Genomic DNA, 18026 nt, shown 5'->3' on the forward strand with positions numbered 1-18026 from the left:
ATCACAAAGGAACGCCCCACCCGCAGAATTGACGGGGGGGCGTTCTTGCTTGTATAGCAGGGAGAGGAGGAGGTAAACTCTGTATCGGTGATAACAGGAAAAGCCCGGGCTCGTCTAAGAGCCCGGGCTTTTCCTGTTATCAGTAAGGTTTGGGTAAGGAGATCTTTAATACAAAGGAACTCCTGTGTAGTTAAAAGGAGAGATTTTTCTAAGTTCTTCTTTTACCTCGGTGCTTACCTCTAAGCCATCAATGAAGCCCTTGATAGAAGATTCTGTAATCTTTTCATTGGTTCTGGTTAAACTCTTCAAAGCTTCATAAGGAGCAGGGTAGCCTTCTCTTCTTAATACCGTTTGAATTGCTTCAGCTACTACAGCCCAGTTTTCTTCAAGATCTTTGTTTAAAGCTTCTTGGTTAAGCTGAAGTTTCCCTATTCCCTTTTGTAACGAGTTAAGAGCAAGAAGAGAATGGGATATTGGAATCCCTATATTTCTTAGAACCGTTGAATCGGTTAAATCTCTTTGGAGCCTTGATACAGGAAGCTTTTCTGCTAAATACGAGAAGATAGCATTAGCCATTCCTAAATTACCTTCCGCATTTTCAAAATCAATCGGGTTCACCTTGTGTGGCATGGCGGATGACCCAATTTCACCCTCTTTGATTTTCTGTTTAAAGTAACCCATGGAGATGTACTGCCAAATGTCCCTGGAGAAATCAATCAGAATGGTGTTGATCCTTCTTATGCTATCAAATAGAGCGGCTAAGTGATCATAGTGTTCAATTTGAGTAGTTACCTGACTTCTTTGTAGCTGAAGCTTCTCCTGCAGAAATTTGTTTCCAAAACTAACCCAGTCAATGGATGGGTACGCTACGAAGTGTGCGTTGAAATTCCCGGTGGCTCCTCCAAATTTACCTGCAAAAGGAATCTGAGCTAATAAAAGAAGTTGCTGCTCCAGGCGTTCTACAAAGACCTGTATCTCTTTGCCCAGTTTCGTAGGGGAGGCAGGCTGGCCATGGGTATGCGCTAACATGGGAATTCCTTTCCAATCGGAAGCTAGAGCGGCTAAGGACTCTTTTGTCTGGTTCAATAATGGAAGGTATCCCTGCTGTATTGCTTTTAACAAGGACAACGGTATAGCTGTGTTGTTGATATCCTGAGAGGTTAATCCAAAATGAACAAACTCTTTTGTGTCTCCAATACCTAGCTTCTCCAACTTCTCTTTCAAGAAGTATTCAACCGCCTTCACATCATGATTAGTAACCTTCTCAGTGTCTTTGATAGATTGAGCATCTTCTAAGGTAAAGTCCTCATAAATTTTCCGCATATCTGCAAAAAGGCTAACATCTACATCTTTCAGCTGCGGAAGAGGAAGTTCACATAGGGCGATAAAGTATTCTACCTCCACCAGTAAACGATATCGTATTAGAGCAAATTCGGAAAAGTATTGGGCAAGTTGGTCTACTTGTCCGCGGTAACGACCATCTATTGGAGAGATAGCAGTAAGTGCGTTTAAATTCATAAGTACAGATTTTATCCAAAGATATAAAGGAAGATCTGAACCTCTACCTACATGAACTTAAACAGTGGTTTTCAGCGTTTCTTTTCGTAAACCTTGTGCTTTTCGCAGCGTATTTATCCAGTTGTTTTTCTTAAAATTTCAGGGTATCGGGTATTACGTTACTTTTGTAAGTTGGAGCAATAAAAGGAAGCTTCAGGTTTTAACTAATTATAAAACACCTTGTCAAAATTCACTGATTTTTTTGTAAGGAATAAAAAGAAGTTCTTGATCGGATTAGGGGTGTTTGCCTCTCTACTTATAATTGGCTTTGTTGCTTTCCTTATCAACCGGGAAAGGATTCTGCAGTATGCAGTTGCAAAGGTCATCCAGAAAGTAGAGAACAAGTATCCAGCTAAACTTCAGATTGGGAATGCCAGGTTCTTAGACCTGAATACAGTTCTTGTGACTGATATTGCCTTATTGCCTCTAGACAGACCTAAGCTCCTTCAGATTGATACAGTGGAGGCTACCGTTAGTTTCCGGTCCCTTTTCTTGGGAAGAATGGTGTTTAAACAGTTTGATGTAGCTAACGGAGATATCACAGCTGTTAAACAAGATTCCGTAGACAATTTCTCATTTTTATATAAAAAGAAGGCTGCTGGAGAAGCAACAGATTCTACCGCTAAAAGGTCTAACTACGGTACACTACTCAATGGGCTAATTGAGACAGCTTTTGAGAATGTGCCTGATGGCGTTAACTTCAGAAACCTTGGAGTTCTTTTCAAAAACGATGGACGCTCCATCAGCATGAGACTTCCTACCCTTTTGGTGGAAGATGGGGAAATCGACGCTAGGATGATCATCACCACAGAATCTGTCACCAACACTATGTATGTGAATGGGGTGATAGACCCAGCCAAATACTTGCTTGCTGCTAAGTTCTACGGTGATAATCAGTCTGGGAGTATAGAGGTGCCTTACATTGAGCAAAAGTTTGGGGCTACCATGCGTTTTGATACCTTAAGCCTGAGCATCACAGACAAAACCTTCAAGAATAATCAACTGACCATTAGGGGAGAGTCTAGTGCATTTGGTTTGGTACTGAATCACCCTAAGATAGCGGATGAGAACGTGACGGTACAGAATGGTGCCATGAAGTACGTTCTGACGCTTGGGGACCATTACTACGCTTTAGAGCCAGAATCTGAGGTTCGCATTAACAAGGCTGTCTTCTATCCGCAGGTAACGTATGAGACTGTTCCGAAGCGGAAGATAGGGATCAAGATCGATTCTCCGGATATTCCGGCGAATGACCTGTTTGGCTCCTTGCCTCCCGGGTTGTTTGATACTTTCCAAGGGATCAAGGCCACAGGTACTTTCAAGTATCGGATGAACTTCTACGTGGATATGGCCCAGGTAGACAGCCTTAAGTTTGACTCAGACTTAGATGCCCATAATTTCCAGATCACTGATTTTGGTCAAAATGACTTGCGTAAACTAAACCAGGAATTTACGCATACGGTCTACGAGAAGGGTAGAGTGGTAAGAACGTTTCAGGTGGGGCCGTCTAATCCTAATTTCACGCCTTACAACGAGATACCCAACCATTTAAAGTATGCCATCTTAACCGCAGAAGACCCGCGCTTCCTGACGCATAAAGGGTTTCATGAAGGTGCCTTCCGGCATTCACTCATCACTAACATTAAAGAAAACTCGTTTGTACGGGGTGGTAGCACGGTTTCAATGCAGTTAGTGAAAAACGCCTTCTTAACTAGAAAGAAAACCATTACCAGGAAAGTTGAGGAAGCCCTTATTGTCTGGATCATGGAGAACCTCCGGCTCACTTCCAAAGAAAGGATGTTTGAGGTGTACCTGAACATTATTGAGTGGGGACCAAATGTGTATGGCGTCAAAGAAGCGGCCAGATTTTATTTCTCAAAAGAACCAAGTCAGCTTACCTTGGAAGAAAGCCTGTTCCTGGCCAGCATTGTGCCTAAACCTAAGCAATACAGAACCTATTTCGACGCGTATGGTGGATTAAGGGCATATCCACGTTACTTCTTTAAACTTATAAGTGGGAATATGCTGAAACGCGGACTGATTTCTCCGTCTCAACACGCGAATGTATCAACCTACGTGAATCTAAGTGGCAGAGCCGGAAGTTTTATCATTCCTAAGCCAGATACCACGCACGTCCAAATGATGGATACTTTGCAGTTGGCACCTATTGATTTGCTTGATTTCTAAGATTAAGAACCACTCATAAAAAAAGGCAACGTTCAGTAACGTTGCTTTTTTTTATGAGGTATGCCTAAGGGTTAATTAGCGAGAGAGGTTGCTTATTAGGTGTTTTGCTAAAGGAAACACTTAAATGCACCTTCTTTGGTATCCTGGTATTATTAGGCTTGGGGCTCTTCTTCCTGCTCTTGGAAAGGAACAATGGGTTTTTCCTTCTTAGGGAACACCAAGGAAAGGATAACAGAAGTAGTTAGGATAAAGGCTACCACGCCCAACGCCACTAACATGTTCACGTGATAAACGTCAGATAAAATAAGCTTCAGACCAATGAACACCAAAATCAGGGATAGACCATAGTGCAGATAATGAAAAAGCTGCATGATCCCGGCCAAAGCAAAGTACAAAGCCCGTAATCCTAGCAAAGCGAATACGTTTGAGGTATAGACAATGAACGGGTCTTTTGAAATAGCTAAAATGGCAGGGATAGAGTCAGCCGCGAAAACTATGTCAGTAGTTTCCACCATGATAAGCACTAAGAAAAGAGGCGTGGCAAAAAGCGTCTTGTCAAGCTTTACAAAGAAGTTTCCCTCATAATGGCGCTTTGTCACTGGCATGTACCGGCTCACAAATTTCACTACTGGGTTTGCCTCGGGGTCAATGTCTTCGTCTCCGGAGGAGGTGGCCATCTTAATACCTGTAAATACCAGGAAGGCACCCAAAATATAGACAATGAAATGGAACTTGGCTAGTAAGGCAACCCCCACCAGGATAAAAACCGCCCGGAAAAATAATGCGCCTAATACGCCCCAAAACAAAATCTTGTGTTGGTATTTCTGCGGAACCTGAAAGAAATTGAAGATCAGGATGAATACAAAGAGGTTGTCAACGCTCAAGGATTTCTCAATCAGGTAAGCTGTCAGGAACTCCAGGGCAGGACCGCTCCCTCGCCAATAATAAATGAGCACATTGAAGGCTAAAGAGAGTATAATCCAGAACGCGCTCCATAGGAGTGCCTCTTTAATTTTTACTACGTGCGTATTTCGGTGAAACACGAAAAGGTCTAATGCCAGCAGGACCAAGACAAAGGCGTTGAATCCCACCCAAAATAAGATATCTGTTTCCACTTTGATAGGTAGATTTATGGTGCAGCCGGTACCTTCTGAAATGCAGCAGATTAACTGCGGTAAGAGGATACTGGTCTAAAATAGAAAATGAAAGATACACTGAAACAACCGCAAAACCATGAAACAGGGTTTAGGCAGTTTCTGTTTTCAAGATGTTTTTAGGAAAAGGCCCTTTAAATAAGAGGCTAAACTTGACGGCTAAAGCGCCGGAAGTAACTGCCCAGTTTCATTTGAATCACACCCAAAAAAGCCTCTTTGATAATTCCTTTGCTCATCTTGGATTGGCCCTTGGTCCGATCGGTGAAGATGATAGGTACTTCCTTTATCTTAAAGCCGAATTTAAACGTCAGGAACTTCATCTCAATCTGAAAGGCGTAGCCAATGAACCGGATCCTGTCCAGGTTGATGGTTTCCAGCACCGAGCGATGATAGCATTTGAACCCGGCGGTAGCGTCATGGATGGGCATCCCGGTGATGAGCCGAACATAGCGGCTGGCGAAGTAGGAGAGTAGTACCCGGCTCATGGGCCAATTCACCACATTTACCCCGCTGCTGTACCGGCTGCCTATCGCTAGGTCGTAGCCTTCCACAGCACAAGCGTTATATAGGCTCATCAGGTCATTGGGGTTGTGGGAGAAATCGGCATCCATTTCAAAGATGAACTTGTAGCCTGCCTGCAAGGCGTATTTAAAGCCGTGGATGTACGCAGTACCTAAGCCAAGTTTGCCTTTCCGTTGCTCCAGAAACAGGCGGTCTGGAAATTCCGTTTGCAGATGCATTACGGCTTCTGCCGTTCCGTCAGGGGAGTTATCGTCTACAATCAGGAGGTGAAATGGGTGGGGAAGTGAAAGAACCTTACGAATAATAGCTTCAATGTTTTCTATTTCATTGTAGGTCGGGATGACCACCATGGACTCTTTCATCCCCCAAATATAATCTATAAGGCTTTATGGGAGGGAAGGGCGCTGCGAAAATATTTTCTGGGCCAGCTGTTTGGCATAGCTGATACAGTTGGGAATAGTAGGCCCGGCAATCCAGTTGGTGCAGGCATACAGATGGTCCTCTTCCATCAATTCTAACATCTGATGCACGTCTGTAATGAATATATCTGCCTGAGGAAGAGCGAACGGCCACCGGTAGCAGTGCTGAAACACAGGCAACTTAGCCGAGATGTTATAGTTTTTGGTGAGCTCCTCGTGTACCCTTACCAGAATCTCAGGCTCAGGGAGGTTCGAATATTCAGAGGCCTGGCTACCCCCCACAAAAGAAGTAAACATGACCTCATCATCAGGGCAGATGCGCGGAAAAAGGGAGCTGCTCCAAACGGTGCCAGAGCTGAAAGGCTGTTCTTTGCGAGGATGCATGGCTCCAAGCCCGTCTAAAGGAAACCCGATAGAGTGCTTCCGGTAGGCTGTGTGTACCACCGTGATGGACGTATAGGTGACGTTATGGAGGGCGGCCGCTAAACCAGGTGTGGTGAAATCCAGCAACTCCGCCGCGGCGTGGGCAGGCAGCGCAATTACCACGGCGTCAAACTCCTCATCGGCGAGGCCTTCTACATCATGGCGTATGCTTAGTAGGTATTTTCCTTTGGCCTTGTGCACCATCTCTACTTTATGATCTACGTGCAGTGAAACCAGCTTAGAGGCAATGGCCTTAGGCAGGGACTGTAACCCATTGAGAAGAGAGATAACCGGTTTTCTGGGAAGATCCAGTTGCAGGTCCAGACCTTTCAGGACAGATCCATGGGTTCTTTCCATCTCTTTCAGAACAGGAAAGGTTTTCTCCAGCAATAATTTATCGGGATCACCACCGTAGATGCCCGCCACCACGGGTTGTACAAGGTAGTCTACCACATCCTGGCCAAAGCGCCGTTTAAAGAAATGGCTAACCGTTTCCTCTGGTACTTCCTGGGGCGGCAGCTTATATTCCTGCGTAATCTTTAATTTGGTGCGCCAATGGAAAAAAGAGTCTAAAAGCAGCCGCCGGGGAGAGGCCGGGATACAATGGTACTCCCCATCTTTCCTGATGTAGCGGTCCTGGGTTTTAGTGGCGGGCCTGATCACCTCATCCTCCAATTTCAATTCCTGCAGCAATTCCTGCAGTTCATCGTTCATCTGCAGCGAATGCGGACCCAGTTCTAATTGGTAAGCCCCGTGTTGCGTACTTTTCATTACGCCGCCCACTTCTGGCTCGCTTTCAAAAAGGTCATAGCGTACCCCTAGCTTCTGTAAATAGTAAGCCAATGCCAATCCTGAAATACCTGCTCCTATGATTGCTACTCGCATGGGGGACCTTGTGGGTTGTCAATAAGGTACGCAAGAGAGCCCAACACGTTTTATAATCATATTATACAAAATGGGGTAAAAACGATTTTTGCTGCTGAAAGCCTCCTTGGTTCTTCCTATTTTTGGGCGGATGGATATGATGAATCAAACCCCCAAAAGAAAAGCTGTTTTCCTGGACCGTGATGGCGTCTTGAACGTGGAGAGGGGAGACTACACTTGGCGTACGGAAGACTTTGAAGTTTGCCAGGGAGTGCCCGAAGCGTTAACCCTCTTAAAGCAGCACCACTACTTATTAATAGTGATCACTAACCAGGCAGGTATCACCAAAGGGCTCTACTCAAAGGCAGATGTAATAGCGTGCCATAGGAAGCTACAAGAGGCTACCGGACATCTGATCGATGATATATATATGGCACCTGGCCACCCGTCCCACTCAGAATCCCTTTCAAGAAAACCTAACAGCCTGATGTTGGAGCGTGCCATGGCCAAATACAACCTTTCTCCGGAGACCTGTTGGTTCGTTGGGGACCAGCCCCGCGATATACAGGCAGCCAGCAAATGTAACATTCCTGCCGTATTGGTGGGCCCACATCCTCTAGGAACGCACGTGCAACAGAAGTCTGATCTGTGGGAGGCCGCTCAATGGATTATTTCCCTGGAGACGAAAGGATAGGGGCAAAAAAGATAGAATCTGCTGAGTAATCAAGAAAGATCTTTTGCAAGGTTAAGCTACTCTACCGCTTATAAGCTTACTTATTAGCACCTGAGCGAGATCCCTGCTTTGGGCTTATTTTCCAAAAACTAAGTCTAAACCTCCAGTATACAAATCTGGTTTTTAGAGTAGCATAATTAAAGGAAAGCCCCGGAAGTTTTCTTCCGGGGCTCCAATGGAATCTATAAAAATCAGAAGAACGTTATCCGTTCACTTTGTTGTTTACCGGAGCTTTAGCAACAGCTTTCACCATTACTTTCTGCTCGACCGAGCGATCAGATTTTTGCGAATAAGCAGGGCATGTTGATGATTTGCATGATGCAAAGCCCAGCAGACAGATTGAAGCGAGTACGAAAAGGTTCTTCATATTAATTATTGTACAACATATAAGGTATTCTACTCCAAAACTACAGTTTTTGTTTAGGATTATTATAGTTTTAGAGAAATATTTCTTAATCCTTATATCCTAGTATTTGCAGCATAGAATCCACATTCTGCTCCTCGGCAAATACCCATGACTTCAAGGTGCCATCTGCCTCTCTGTCAATGATCACGTGCTTGGGAGAAGGGATAAGACAATGCTTGATACCACCGTACCCGCTAAGACTTTCCTGATAAGCTCCCGTGTGGAAGAAACCGATATACTGCGGCTCTGGCTGGTCTTTCTGGATCTTAGGCAAGAACACCTGGAAAGAGTGCATCTCAGAGTTATAGTAATCCTGGCTGTCACAGGTAAGCCCCCCAATGTTCAACCGCTGGTAGTCTTTGTCCCAGTTGTTGAGTGCGAACAGGATGTACCGCTGGTTCAAGGCCCAGGTGTCTGGCAAATTGGTGATAAACGATCCGTCAATCATGTACCACAACTCTTTATCGTTCTGCAGCTTGGTGTCCAGGATTGAGTACACGTGCGCGCCACTCTCACCCACGGTGTAGATACCAAACTCGGTGAAGATGTTCGGTTCTGGCACCCCTTCCTCCTTACAGATCCGTTGGATGGTGCGCAAGATCTCCTCAATCATATACCGGTAATTGTAATCGAACTGGATAGAGGTTTTGATTGGGAAACCGCCTCCAATATCAATGGTATCTAAATCTGGGCAGAGCTTCTTCATCTCACAGTATTTGTGCACGAAGCGGCTAAGCTCAGACCAGTAGTAAGAGGTGTCTTTGATACCGGTATTGATAAAGTAGTGGAGCATCTTAAGTTTGAACTTAGGATTGTCCGCTATCTTGTTTTTATACAGGTCTACCACATCGTTGTAGTTGATACCTAAACGAGAGGTGTAGAACTGGAACTTAGGCTCCTCATCAGACGCAAGCCGGATACCTATCTGGCAAGGACCACTCACAAACTCCTCGTAATGGTCAATCTCACCTAGGTGGTCCAGAACAGGGGTGACGTTTTTAAAGCCGTCGTTGATCATGGAGGTGATATGGTCACGGTAGAGCTCGCGCTTGAACCCGTTGCACACCACAAACACGTCTTTGTTTACCTTGCCTTTTTCATATAACGCCCTTATAATAGGCATGTCAAAAGAAGACGAGGTTTCAATATGGATGTCATTCTTCAACGCCTCTTCCAATACAAAAGAGAAGTGCGAAGATTTGGTGCAGTAGCAATACGTGTAGGTACCCTGGTAATTCAACTTCTCCATAGACTCTTTGAAAAGGATTTTGGCCTTCTGAATCTGGGAGGAGATTTTTGGCAGGTAAGTGAGGCGCAACGGGGTGCCGTATTGCTTCACTAATTCCATCATAGGAATGCCGTTGAAAAAGAGTTCGTTATTGTGAACAGTGAATTCCTCGGTAGGAAAATCAAAGGTTTGGTGTATTAGGTCTGTGTATTTATCCATTATAATGTAAAGCGGTATCCAATGCGGATAGCGTGCGAAATTGCTTGTATTTTACCATCTTTGCAAAAACTAGTTTCCGTTTTGCATGAAAAAAATCAGACTAATAGAAGTGAAATCTGAGCTAGGAGCGGGAACACGCGGAGCTAGTTTGGGCGTAGACGCCCTTAAGATCGCGTGCCTGAACAAGCAGTCAGATTATTTCAAAAGATTCACTACCGTAGAGGTGCCCAATCTCAACGATGTGCTGTTTGAAAAGAACCTGTTCCCGCACGCCAAATACATTGACAGTGTGCTGCAGACCTACAAACGTATTAGTAACACTGTTGAACAAACAATTGAGCTAGGAATGTTCCCGTTATTGCTGGCGGGTGACCATTCTAATGCGGGCGGTACCATTGCCGGGATAAAAGCAGCGTATCCTAATAAAACATTGGGCGTTATTTGGGTAGATGCCCACGCCGATATCCATTCGCCGTACACCACACCCTCCGGCAACATGCACGGCATGCCGTTAGCCGCCTCCTTGGCCGAGGACAACCTAGAGTGCAAGGTGAACGACCCAGACCCCGAGACTATCTTCTTCTGGGAAGCTCTTAAAAAGGTGGGCACCGACCAGCCTAAGATCAAGCACGAGCATATTGTCTACATCGTGACCCGCAGCTACGAGAAGCCCGAGGTGTATTTGTTTGACAAGCACAACATCAAAAACTTCACCTACCCAGAAGTGACCGCCAAGGGCATTGAGCAAGTGGCCGAAGAAGCCCTGTACCGCCTAAGGGAGTGTGACATTATCTACGTCTCTTTTGACGTGGACAGCCTGGACTCTAAGTTCTCCAAAGGAACCGGGACTCCGGTAGAAGTAGGTTTGAACGTAGCGCAGGCCAAAGAACTGTGCCACCAGCTGGTGAGCCACCCAAAAGTCATCTGCTTTGAAATGGTGGAAATCAATCCCACCTTAGACGCGGAAAATACCATGGCGCAAAACGCCTTCGAAATTCTAGAATATACTACTGAAGCTATCCAGAACCGGTTGGCCAAAGAAGCCCAGACGGTGCCTATTGCTTAATCACAGATGAAACAACTTGAGACCCAGATTGCCCAGGCGCTAAGCCAAGCTTTACAAGATACTTTTCAACATTCGCTTCCGGCAGAGCAAATTAACCTGCAACCCACCCGTAAAGAGTTTGCCGGTACTTTTACTTTCGTGACGTTCCCCTTGACCAAAGCGCTAGGGAAAGGACCGGAGCAGATTGGCCAGGCGCTAGGAGAGGCCTTGACCCAGCAGGCACCGCAAGTGGCCGGCTACAACGTGGTGAAAGGCTTCCTGAACATTGAAATCAAAGACAGCGTGTGGCTCCAGCAGTTCGCTGAGCAGGTGGCCGGTGTAGAGGCTGGGTTGTCAAAAACAGGCCCTAAACGGAAAGTGGTGGTAGAATACTCATCGCCTAACACCAACAAGCCGCTGCATTTGGGGCACCTGAGAAACAACTTTCTGGGGTACTCTGTGGCCGAGATTCTGAAAGCTGCCGGGTATGACGTGATCAAAGCCAACCTGGTGAATGACCGCGGCATTCATATCTGTAAGTCCATGATTGCCTATGAAAAGTTCGGGCAAGGTGAGACGCCGCAAAGCTCAGGCATCAAAGGCGATCACCTGGTAGGCAAGTACTACGTGGAGTTTGACAAAGCCTACAAGCAAGAGATAGACCAACTGGTAGCCCAAGGAGTAGACAAGGAGCAGGCCAAGAAACAAGCCCCGCTCATGCTGGAAACCCAGGAGATGCTCCAGAAGTGGGAACAGCAAGACCCCGAAACCATTGCGTTGTGGGAGAAAATGAACGGTTGGGTGTACGAAGGTTTTCATGCCACCTACCAGAACATTGGGGTTGATTTCGACAAGTTCTACTATGAGTCGGGTACCTATCTATTAGGGAAGGACCGGGTAGAGGAAGGCCTGGAAAAAGGCGTGTTCTTCAAGAAACCCGATGGCTCCGTTTGGATTGACCTCACCGAAGAAGGTCTGGACGAGAAGTTAGTGCTTCGCGCCGATGGGACTTCGGTATACATCACCCAGGACCTGGGAACCGCCGAACTGAAATACCAGGACTTCCATTATGACCAGTCAGTGTACGTGGTGGCCGACGAGCAGAATTACCACTTCCAGGTATTGAAGGCGATTCTGAAAAGGCTAGGCAAACCGTACGCCGATGGCATCTACCATCTTTCCTACGGCATGGTGGACCTGCCTAGCGGAAAGATGAAGTCGCGCGAGGGTACCGTGGTAGACGCGGATGAACTGGTGGAGGAGATGATTGACACCGCTCGTCAGAAAACCGATGAACTAGGTAAAATTGAAGGCTTCACCCAAGAGGAGGCGCAGAAACTCTACCACACCCTGGCCATGGGCGCGCTTAAATACTTCCTCCTGAAGGTAGACCCTAAGAAGCGCATGCTGTTCAACCCAGAAGAGTCCATCGACTTCAAGGGCAACACAGGGCCATTTATCCAATACACCCACGCGCGTATTGCCGCCATCCAACGCAAAGCGAAGGAACTTGGCATTGCCTCAACGGCTGATTCTTTCGCTGGCGTGGAGACAATCCATGAAACTGAGCGCGAGGTGCTGGTGCTGTTAAATTACGCCGATTCCATCATTGATGAAGCGGCCCGAAACTATGCCCCATCCATCATTGCGCAGTATGCGTTTGATGTGGCCAAGGCATACAATCGTTTCTACACCGAGGTGCCTATTTTCCAGGAGGCCGATGCCCGCAGGCTAAGTTTCCGGATTGCCTTGTCTGCCCAGGTAGCCAAAACCCTGAAGCTCATTATGGGCTTACTGGGGATCTCCGTGCCGGAAAGAATGTAGACCAAACCAAAACGAAAATCTGGCTCTTATTTAAGGCTTCTTTTTGAATATAAGCGTTAAAATAAGAGCCAGGTTCTTCCAGTAATCCAGACAAGAAACAGAACATATTTAAATAAAAGCGGTTAAGGAAACAAAACCCATTGCCCTATGCTACAGCTCGTATCACTATTCTCGCTTACCCTGTTGGTCGCCTGCTCATCACCGGCCACCACCACTGCCACCAAAGAGACCTCAACCTCTACCACTATGAATACAGCTACCGCTTCGTCTATCTATGACATTCCGTTGAAAACCATTGACGGGAAAGACACCAACCTGCAGAAATACAAAGGCAAAAAAGTGCTGATTGTGAACGTGGCCTCTGAGTGTGGCTACACCCCGCAGTATGCTGATCTGGAGAAACTGCACAAACTGCACGGCGACAAAGTGGTGGTGCTGGGTTTCCCGGCCAATGACTTTGGTGGCCAGGAAAAGGGCAGCAACGAAGAGATTGCGCAGTTCTGCCAGAAGAACTTTGGGGTAACGTTCCCTATGTTCCAGAAAGCTTCTGTGATTGGGGCAGAACAGCAGCCGCTTTACAAATGGCTCACCAGCAAAGAAACCAACGGGAGCAACTCCAGCGCCCCAAGCTGGAACTTCTGCAAGTACCTGATCAGCGAAGACGGAAAAATCCTTAAATTCTACCCCTCTAAAGTTTCTCCTTTAAGCGAGGAGTTGCTGCGTGACATCAACAGCTAAGCGTTTTTAAGTGGATTTGGTTAAAACGGGTCCTAAACGGCCTTCGGCGGGCACGTGGGTATCTGCTTTCAGGTTGCGGACTTTGCCCTTGGCATTGTCCTGTATAGGCATGGGCGGTTTTCTGGCGGCCGCCGACCATCTCTCCCGATGGCCGGTACTGCTGTTATGCGTCCTGACCACCCTGTTCCTGCAGATTCTCTCCAACTTGGCCAACGATTACGGCGATACCAAGCACGGTGCTGACAGCCAGCACCGGGAGGGCCCGCAACGGGCGGTGCAAGCCGGGCAGATCTCGCCAACCCAAATGCGGACGGCGATAATCGTTTTCAGCCTACTTTCGCTTATCTCGGGTATTAGCCTGTTGTGGGTGGCCCTGGGTACCGAGGGCTTGTATTTGTTTTTGTTTTTCCTGCTACTCGGCCTTGGCGCCATTTGGGCGGCGATTGGCTACACCAACGGAGGCAAACCCTACGGTTACGCCGGTTTAGGCGATATCTCCGTGTTCTTCTTCTTTGGCTGGGTAGGGGTGCTGGGGACTTACTTTCTGCAGACGGAACGGCTATTCTCTGAATTGCTCTTGCCCGCCTCCAGTTTAGGGTTCTTTTCCGCGGCCGTTTTGAATGTGAACAACATACGGGACATCAAATCTGATGAGCTGGCGGGTAAAAGGTCGGTGCCGGTGCGGTTAGGGGCTTTAAGGGCTCGTAAATACCATTGGGTACTGTTGTTGGCGGGCATTGGCTGTACCATCATTTTTGTGTGGGTGCGGGAGAATGCCACGCTTTGGCCCTGGTTATTCCTGGGATCTCTGCCCATGCTCCTGTACAATGGGCGCGAGGTGAAACGCCGCCAAACCCCGGCGCAGTTAGACCCTCTTCTTAAACAGATGGCTCTCTCCACGCTGTGCTTTGTGGTGTTGCTGGGCATTGGCCTTCTGCTAGACAGATAAAGAAGACTGTATATAAAAAGGAACTCCCCGGTTTAAAGGCAACTCTTGGAAAAGAGCCCTAAAACCGGGGAGTTCCTTTTTTTGCTTTGTTATTCTGCGGAAGAAGTGGAAGCCGCCTGTGGAGTTGGTCCGCCTTCCGTGGTTCTAGGAGTGGCAGGTTTTTTCCGACGTTTCTTTTTCCGTTTTATTTCTTCTCCTTCGGCTCTGGGTGCCTGAGGCTGCCCTTCGGTTCTGGGCGGGCGGGGAGTAGCGCCTTCCGCAGTTACTCCGGTTGGCTTTTCTCTGCGGGGCTGGCCTTCTCTTCTCCGGCTGTTGTCTCTGGTTCCCCCGCCTTCTTTGCGGCGACCTTCTGAACGGGTTCTATCTGGTCTGCCGCCTCTGCCAGCAGGTGCGCCTCCTCGGCCCCGGTTGTTACGCTTGCTGTTGCCTACTGGGTCATACGCCGGGCCTTCTCCCACACCTTCGGGTAACGGTAACTTAGGAAGCTCGCGTTCAATCAGTTTTTCGATCTTCACCAGACGCTCCTGGTCTTGCTCGTTCACGAAGGTGATGGCTGTACCAGAAGTCTCGGCACGGGCCGTCCGTCCGATCCGGTGCACGTAGTCCTCGGCATCTTGGGGAACGTCAAAGTTGACCACGTGGCTGATGCCTTCCACGTCAATCCCTCTAGACATGACATCGGTCGCCACCAACACTTGTAATTGCTTGTTCCGGAAGCGTTGCAGGGTAGCCTCGCGCTCATCCTGGGTGCGGTCAGAACTGATGCCTTCTGCCTCAAAGCCCATTTTCTGCAAAGACCGTACAATCTCATTCACGGCGTTTTTGCGCGAGGTGAACAGAATCATGGTTTGGACCTGAGCATCTTTTAAGATATGCTGCAGAACCTTCAGTTTCTGGTTGTCATACACCAGGTAAATGCGCTGGTCAATGTTGGCGGCCGGCTTTGAAATAGAAAGGCTTATTTCTTCTGGCTCCTGCAAAATCTGCTTGGCAAAGGTCCTGATCTTGGGAGGCATAGTGGCCGAGAAAAGAAGCGTCTGACGCTCTTTGGGCAGTTGGGAGATGATCTTCATCAAATCGTCCATAAAGCCCATGTCCAGCATTTTGTCGGCCTCGTCCAGGATGAGGTATTTCAGTTGGTCCAGTTTCACGTAGCCCATTTGCATGTGGGCGATTAATCGTCCTGGGGTAGCAATGATAATGTCTGCTCCGCTGGTAAGGGCCTTTTTCTGTTGGTCCCAGTTCTGGGCATTATTACCGCCGTAAATGGCAATAGAGGTGGCGCCCGTGAAGTAGCTAAGGCCTTCTACCTGGTCATCTATCTGCTTAGCCAACTCGCGGGTAGGCACCAACACCAACGTGCTGGTGAAATCATACCGGGCTTCGGTGATCTTGCTTAGGGTAGGTACCAGAAAAGCCGCTGTTTTACCGGTGCCGGTCTGGGCGCAGGCAATCAAATCTTTTGATTCTAGAATATGCGGGATAGCCTGGGCCTGGATGGGGGTTGCCTGTTTGTACCCCATAGACCGAATACCTTCCAGTAAATCGGGCTGTAGGGCGAAATCATCAAATGTAACACTCATTGTTCTGTATCTTCTTGTAAGCCAGCTAGAGAATTACACTGGCAGTGATATAATGTACTGTAAAGATAACCTTTTCTGCCAATAGGTGTCGGATTGTTTACAAACTAAGAGGCTAACCCACGGTTTTTGGGTGTTTCTATATATCTATTTGGTTGTATACAAATTGCACTATATATAATTTTTAAATAAAACTTTGAAAAGATAGTTGTTGTAAGAATGCAATAGGTAGAAGTAAGTAATTGGCCCTAAAATAAACGTTTTGTTAGTTTTTAGCCTTGATTTTAGGTTTTTATATGATTTTATAAAGAACCTTTTTGTAACATTTTTCTAAAATACAATTGCGTGAAACCGCAAGTATGACCCTCCGTTAAAGCGTGTATAGAAAGAAATTGAAAATAACTAAGTTGTTAAACTAACAAGAAACTATGAGTCCAACTATACTTACCCTTCCCTTTAAAACTGACTAAGCAGTTGTCGTAAATACTATAATTACAAACCTCGCTTAAAAAATTAATATCCCTCCTTAATGGTTTTAAGGTTCACGGGATAGCTACGTCTAATCAGAATCCAACTTTACTTTAATTCTCCTATCATGAAAAGAACTGTACTTTCATGGGCCAGCACCCTTATGCTTATACTTTTCGGTTTGATCAGCCAGGCGCAAGCCCAATGCAATACCTCTCAACCAAGACCAATCACCGGTGACCAGCACCCTTGCCCAGGCGAAATCACCACCTATTGCATTGAAAATGATCGTAATTACACTTCGTTTGAATGGGATGTGCCTAGAGCACAAGCCGGTGAGCCGCCAGTTGGCTGGGAAATCATTTCCGGACAAGGTACCAACTGTGTGACCGTGAGAGTAGGTCAGAAAAGCGGAACCATGAAAGTGAAAGTGAATGATCCGGTTTGCGGCACCAAGGTAGCGACCTTGCCTGTAAAGCCCGGTAAAAACTTTGAAGTGATCATCTCCGGCCCAGATTCTATCTGCGTGAAAGAGCCACAAACCTACTCTGCCTCTGTGAAGAAAGCGAATGGCAAGGCGAATGCAAAAGGAGAGTTCATCTATACTTGGACTGTTCCGGCTGACTGGACCATCAAAAGCGGACAAGGAACTGACAAAGTAGTAGTTATTCCAGGTGCCACCGACGGCGAAGTGAACTTGTATGTAACTGATAATACCGAAGTAAGCGGAAACGGAAATAACGGAAACGGAGTAGGCGGATACAAAAAAGGATATTGCGGTGCCGCTTCTGACGGGTTGTTTGTAGAAACAAATGAAAACTGCGGTGGTGGTGTATGCCAAGTGCCAACAGTGACCTTAGCCGCTCCAGACACCATCTGTAACTTAGCTGATGCACCTACCACCTTTAGAGTAGGGCAAATGCAGGAAGGCGTGACGTACACATTTGAGGTTCCTGAAGGCTTCCTAGTATTGGAAGAAGGTCCTGGATACGTAACAGTTGTAGCGGTTTTTGAAGAAGAGCAATTAGGTCAGCCACAAACCATCAGAGTAACAGCTACAAACGACTGCGGTACTGCCACTGCCCAAGAAACAGTAATCGTGGCAGATTGCGGAAATGGTAACCCACTTCCAGTGACTCTTACCAGATTTGAAGGAGTATCCCGTAACGGAGCCATCAACTTAGCCTGGTCAACTGCTTCTGAAATGAACAACGACCGCTTTGAAGTGGAGCGTAGCACCAACGGCAAGGACTTTGTGAAAGTTGGCGAAGTAAAAGGATCAGGAAACTCATCAGCTTTGGTTGACTACACTTACACAGACCGCGCTGCAACTTCTGGTACCGTGTACTACCGTCTGAGACAAGTAGATTATGACAATGCTTTTGAGTACTCCAAAGTAATTGCTGTAAGCCACGTTGGGTCAGCCAACAACTCAGCCTCTATAAGTGTGTACCCTAACCCGGTAACTGACAGACAAGTAAACGTACGCTTCCAGGAGCAAGTGAAAGGCGCCGCTACCATCCGCTTGGTAGACATGAGCGGAAGAGTCCTGCACACCCAGGAAGTAAGCAACGTAGCCTCAGAGGTTGCCCTAAATCTGACTGGCTTGAACCTGAAAGCAGGAGTCTACCTGATCTCAGTAACGGCAAACGGACAAAGCTCTACTCAACGAGTAATGGTTAGATAGTAAAGTAAATTGATAGGATGTAA

At 47.0% G+C, this 18026-nt stretch carries 13 protein-coding genes; 7 read left to right on the forward strand and 6 right to left on the reverse strand.

Going from position 1 to position 18026, the window contains the following annotated elements; translation table 11 throughout:
• Positions 1 to 165: 165 nt before the first annotated feature.
• Positions 166 to 1518: an adenylosuccinate lyase gene (purB, locus tag ACW9SV_RS16945; protein WP_479557950.1), complete on the reverse strand. Its 1353-nt coding sequence runs from the start codon at positions 1516 to 1518 to the stop codon at positions 166 to 168.
• Positions 1519 to 1737: 219 nt separating this feature from the next.
• Here purB and ACW9SV_RS16950 point away from each other — a divergent pair, with 219 nt between their 5' ends.
• Positions 1738 to 3744, forward strand: a complete 2007-nt coding sequence (locus ACW9SV_RS16950; RefSeq protein ID WP_479557951.1) for a transglycosylase domain-containing protein — start codon at positions 1738 to 1740, stop codon at positions 3742 to 3744.
• A gap of 152 nt (positions 3745 to 3896) precedes the next feature.
• On the opposite strand, the gene ACW9SV_RS16955 is transcribed toward ACW9SV_RS16950, so the two are convergent.
• The 3 genes from ACW9SV_RS16955 to hemG form a co-directional block, all read right to left on the reverse strand.
• Positions 3897 to 4859, reverse strand: a complete 963-nt coding sequence (locus tag ACW9SV_RS16955) for a TerC family protein (RefSeq protein WP_479557952.1) — start codon at positions 4857 to 4859, stop codon at positions 3897 to 3899.
• A 185-nt stretch (positions 4860 to 5044) separates the two neighbouring features.
• On the reverse strand, positions 5045 to 5782 hold the full coding sequence (locus ACW9SV_RS16960) for a polyprenol monophosphomannose synthase (RefSeq protein WP_479557953.1): 738 nt from the start codon (positions 5780 to 5782) through the stop codon (positions 5045 to 5047).
• Between the two features lie 24 nt (positions 5783 to 5806).
• Positions 5807 to 7147 (reverse strand): protoporphyrinogen oxidase, encoded by a 1341-nt coding sequence (gene hemG / locus ACW9SV_RS16965; protein ID WP_479557954.1) that lies wholly within the window; start codon positions 7145 to 7147, stop codon positions 5807 to 5809.
• A 136-nt stretch (positions 7148 to 7283) separates the two neighbouring features.
• Between hemG and ACW9SV_RS16970 the strand changes: the two genes are divergently transcribed.
• Complete coding sequence (locus ACW9SV_RS16970; protein ID WP_479557955.1) at positions 7284 to 7820, forward strand: D-glycero-alpha-D-manno-heptose-1,7-bisphosphate 7-phosphatase; 537 nt, start codon at positions 7284 to 7286, stop codon at positions 7818 to 7820.
• Positions 7821 to 8311: 491 nt separating this feature from the next.
• On the opposite strand, the gene ACW9SV_RS16975 is transcribed toward ACW9SV_RS16970, so the two are convergent.
• The gene (locus tag ACW9SV_RS16975; RefSeq protein ID WP_479557956.1) at positions 8312 to 9712 is read right to left on the reverse strand and encodes a type III PLP-dependent enzyme domain-containing protein; all 1401 of its coding nucleotides are present in this window, start codon (positions 9710 to 9712) and stop codon (positions 8312 to 8314) included.
• A gap of 85 nt (positions 9713 to 9797) precedes the next feature.
• On the opposite strand from ACW9SV_RS16975, the gene ACW9SV_RS16980 reads away from it, so the two are divergent.
• The 4 genes from ACW9SV_RS16980 (at position 9798) to menA (ending at position 14268) form a co-directional block, all read left to right on the forward strand.
• Positions 9798 to 10778 (forward strand): arginase, encoded by a 981-nt coding sequence (locus ACW9SV_RS16980; protein WP_479557957.1) that lies wholly within the window; start codon positions 9798 to 9800, stop codon positions 10776 to 10778.
• 6 nt (positions 10779 to 10784) lie between these two features.
• Entirely contained in the window at positions 10785 to 12581 is a 1797-nt protein-coding gene (argS, locus tag ACW9SV_RS16985; protein ID WP_479557958.1) for an arginine--tRNA ligase, read from the forward strand.
• A 147-nt stretch (positions 12582 to 12728) separates the two neighbouring features.
• Positions 12729 to 13319 (forward strand): glutathione peroxidase, encoded by a 591-nt coding sequence (locus tag ACW9SV_RS16990; RefSeq protein ID WP_479557959.1) that lies wholly within the window; start codon positions 12729 to 12731, stop codon positions 13317 to 13319.
• Between the two features lie 109 nt (positions 13320 to 13428).
• Positions 13429 to 14268, forward strand: coding sequence for a 1,4-dihydroxy-2-naphthoate octaprenyltransferase (gene menA, locus ACW9SV_RS16995; RefSeq protein WP_479557960.1), 840 nt, complete (start codon positions 13429 to 13431; stop codon positions 14266 to 14268).
• Positions 14269 to 14357: 89 nt separating this feature from the next.
• On the opposite strand, the gene ACW9SV_RS17000 is transcribed toward menA, so the two are convergent.
• Positions 14358 to 15851 carry a DEAD/DEAH box helicase gene (locus ACW9SV_RS17000; RefSeq protein ID WP_479557961.1) on the reverse strand — a complete coding sequence of 498 codons (1494 nt, stop codon included), beginning with the start codon at positions 15849 to 15851 and terminating at the stop codon, positions 14358 to 14360.
• Positions 15852 to 16443: 592 nt separating this feature from the next.
• Here ACW9SV_RS17000 and ACW9SV_RS17005 point away from each other — a divergent pair.
• Positions 16444 to 18003, forward strand: a complete 1560-nt coding sequence (locus ACW9SV_RS17005) for a T9SS type A sorting domain-containing protein (RefSeq protein ID WP_479557962.1) — start codon at positions 16444 to 16446, stop codon at positions 18001 to 18003.
• Positions 18004 to 18026: the final 23 nt, after the last annotated feature.

Source organism: Rufibacter sp. JT20002, assembly GCF_056491185.1.

Excerpts from the sequence above, each read along its gene's own strand:
- ACW9SV_RS17005 (WP_479557962.1), top strand. The coding sequence starts at position 16,444 with ATGAAAAGAACTGTACTTTCATGGGCCAGCACCCTTATGCTTATACTT.
- menA (WP_479557960.1), top strand. The coding sequence starts at position 13,429 with ATGGGCGGTTTTCTGGCGGCCGCCGACCATCTCTCCCGATGGCCGGTA.
- ACW9SV_RS16960 (WP_479557953.1), bottom strand. The coding sequence starts at position 5,782 with ATGAAAGAGTCCATGGTGGTCATCCCGACCTACAATGAAATAGAAAAC.
- ACW9SV_RS16975 (WP_479557956.1), bottom strand. The coding sequence starts at position 9,712 with ATGGATAAATACACAGACCTAATACACCAAACCTTTGATTTTCCTACC.
- ACW9SV_RS16980 (WP_479557957.1), top strand. The coding sequence starts at position 9,798 with ATGAAAAAAATCAGACTAATAGAAGTGAAATCTGAGCTAGGAGCGGGA.
- argS (WP_479557958.1), top strand. The coding sequence starts at position 10,785 with ATGAAACAACTTGAGACCCAGATTGCCCAGGCGCTAAGCCAAGCTTTA.
- ACW9SV_RS16970 (WP_479557955.1), top strand. The coding sequence starts at position 7,284 with ATGATGAATCAAACCCCCAAAAGAAAAGCTGTTTTCCTGGACCGTGAT.
- hemG (WP_479557954.1), bottom strand. The coding sequence starts at position 7,147 with ATGCGAGTAGCAATCATAGGAGCAGGTATTTCAGGATTGGCATTGGCT.
- purB (WP_479557950.1), bottom strand. The coding sequence starts at position 1,518 with ATGAATTTAAACGCACTTACTGCTATCTCTCCAATAGATGGTCGTTAC.
- ACW9SV_RS17000 (WP_479557961.1), bottom strand. The coding sequence starts at position 15,851 with ATGAGTGTTACATTTGATGATTTCGCCCTACAGCCCGATTTACTGGAA.
- ACW9SV_RS16990 (WP_479557959.1), top strand. The coding sequence starts at position 12,729 with ATGCTACAGCTCGTATCACTATTCTCGCTTACCCTGTTGGTCGCCTGC.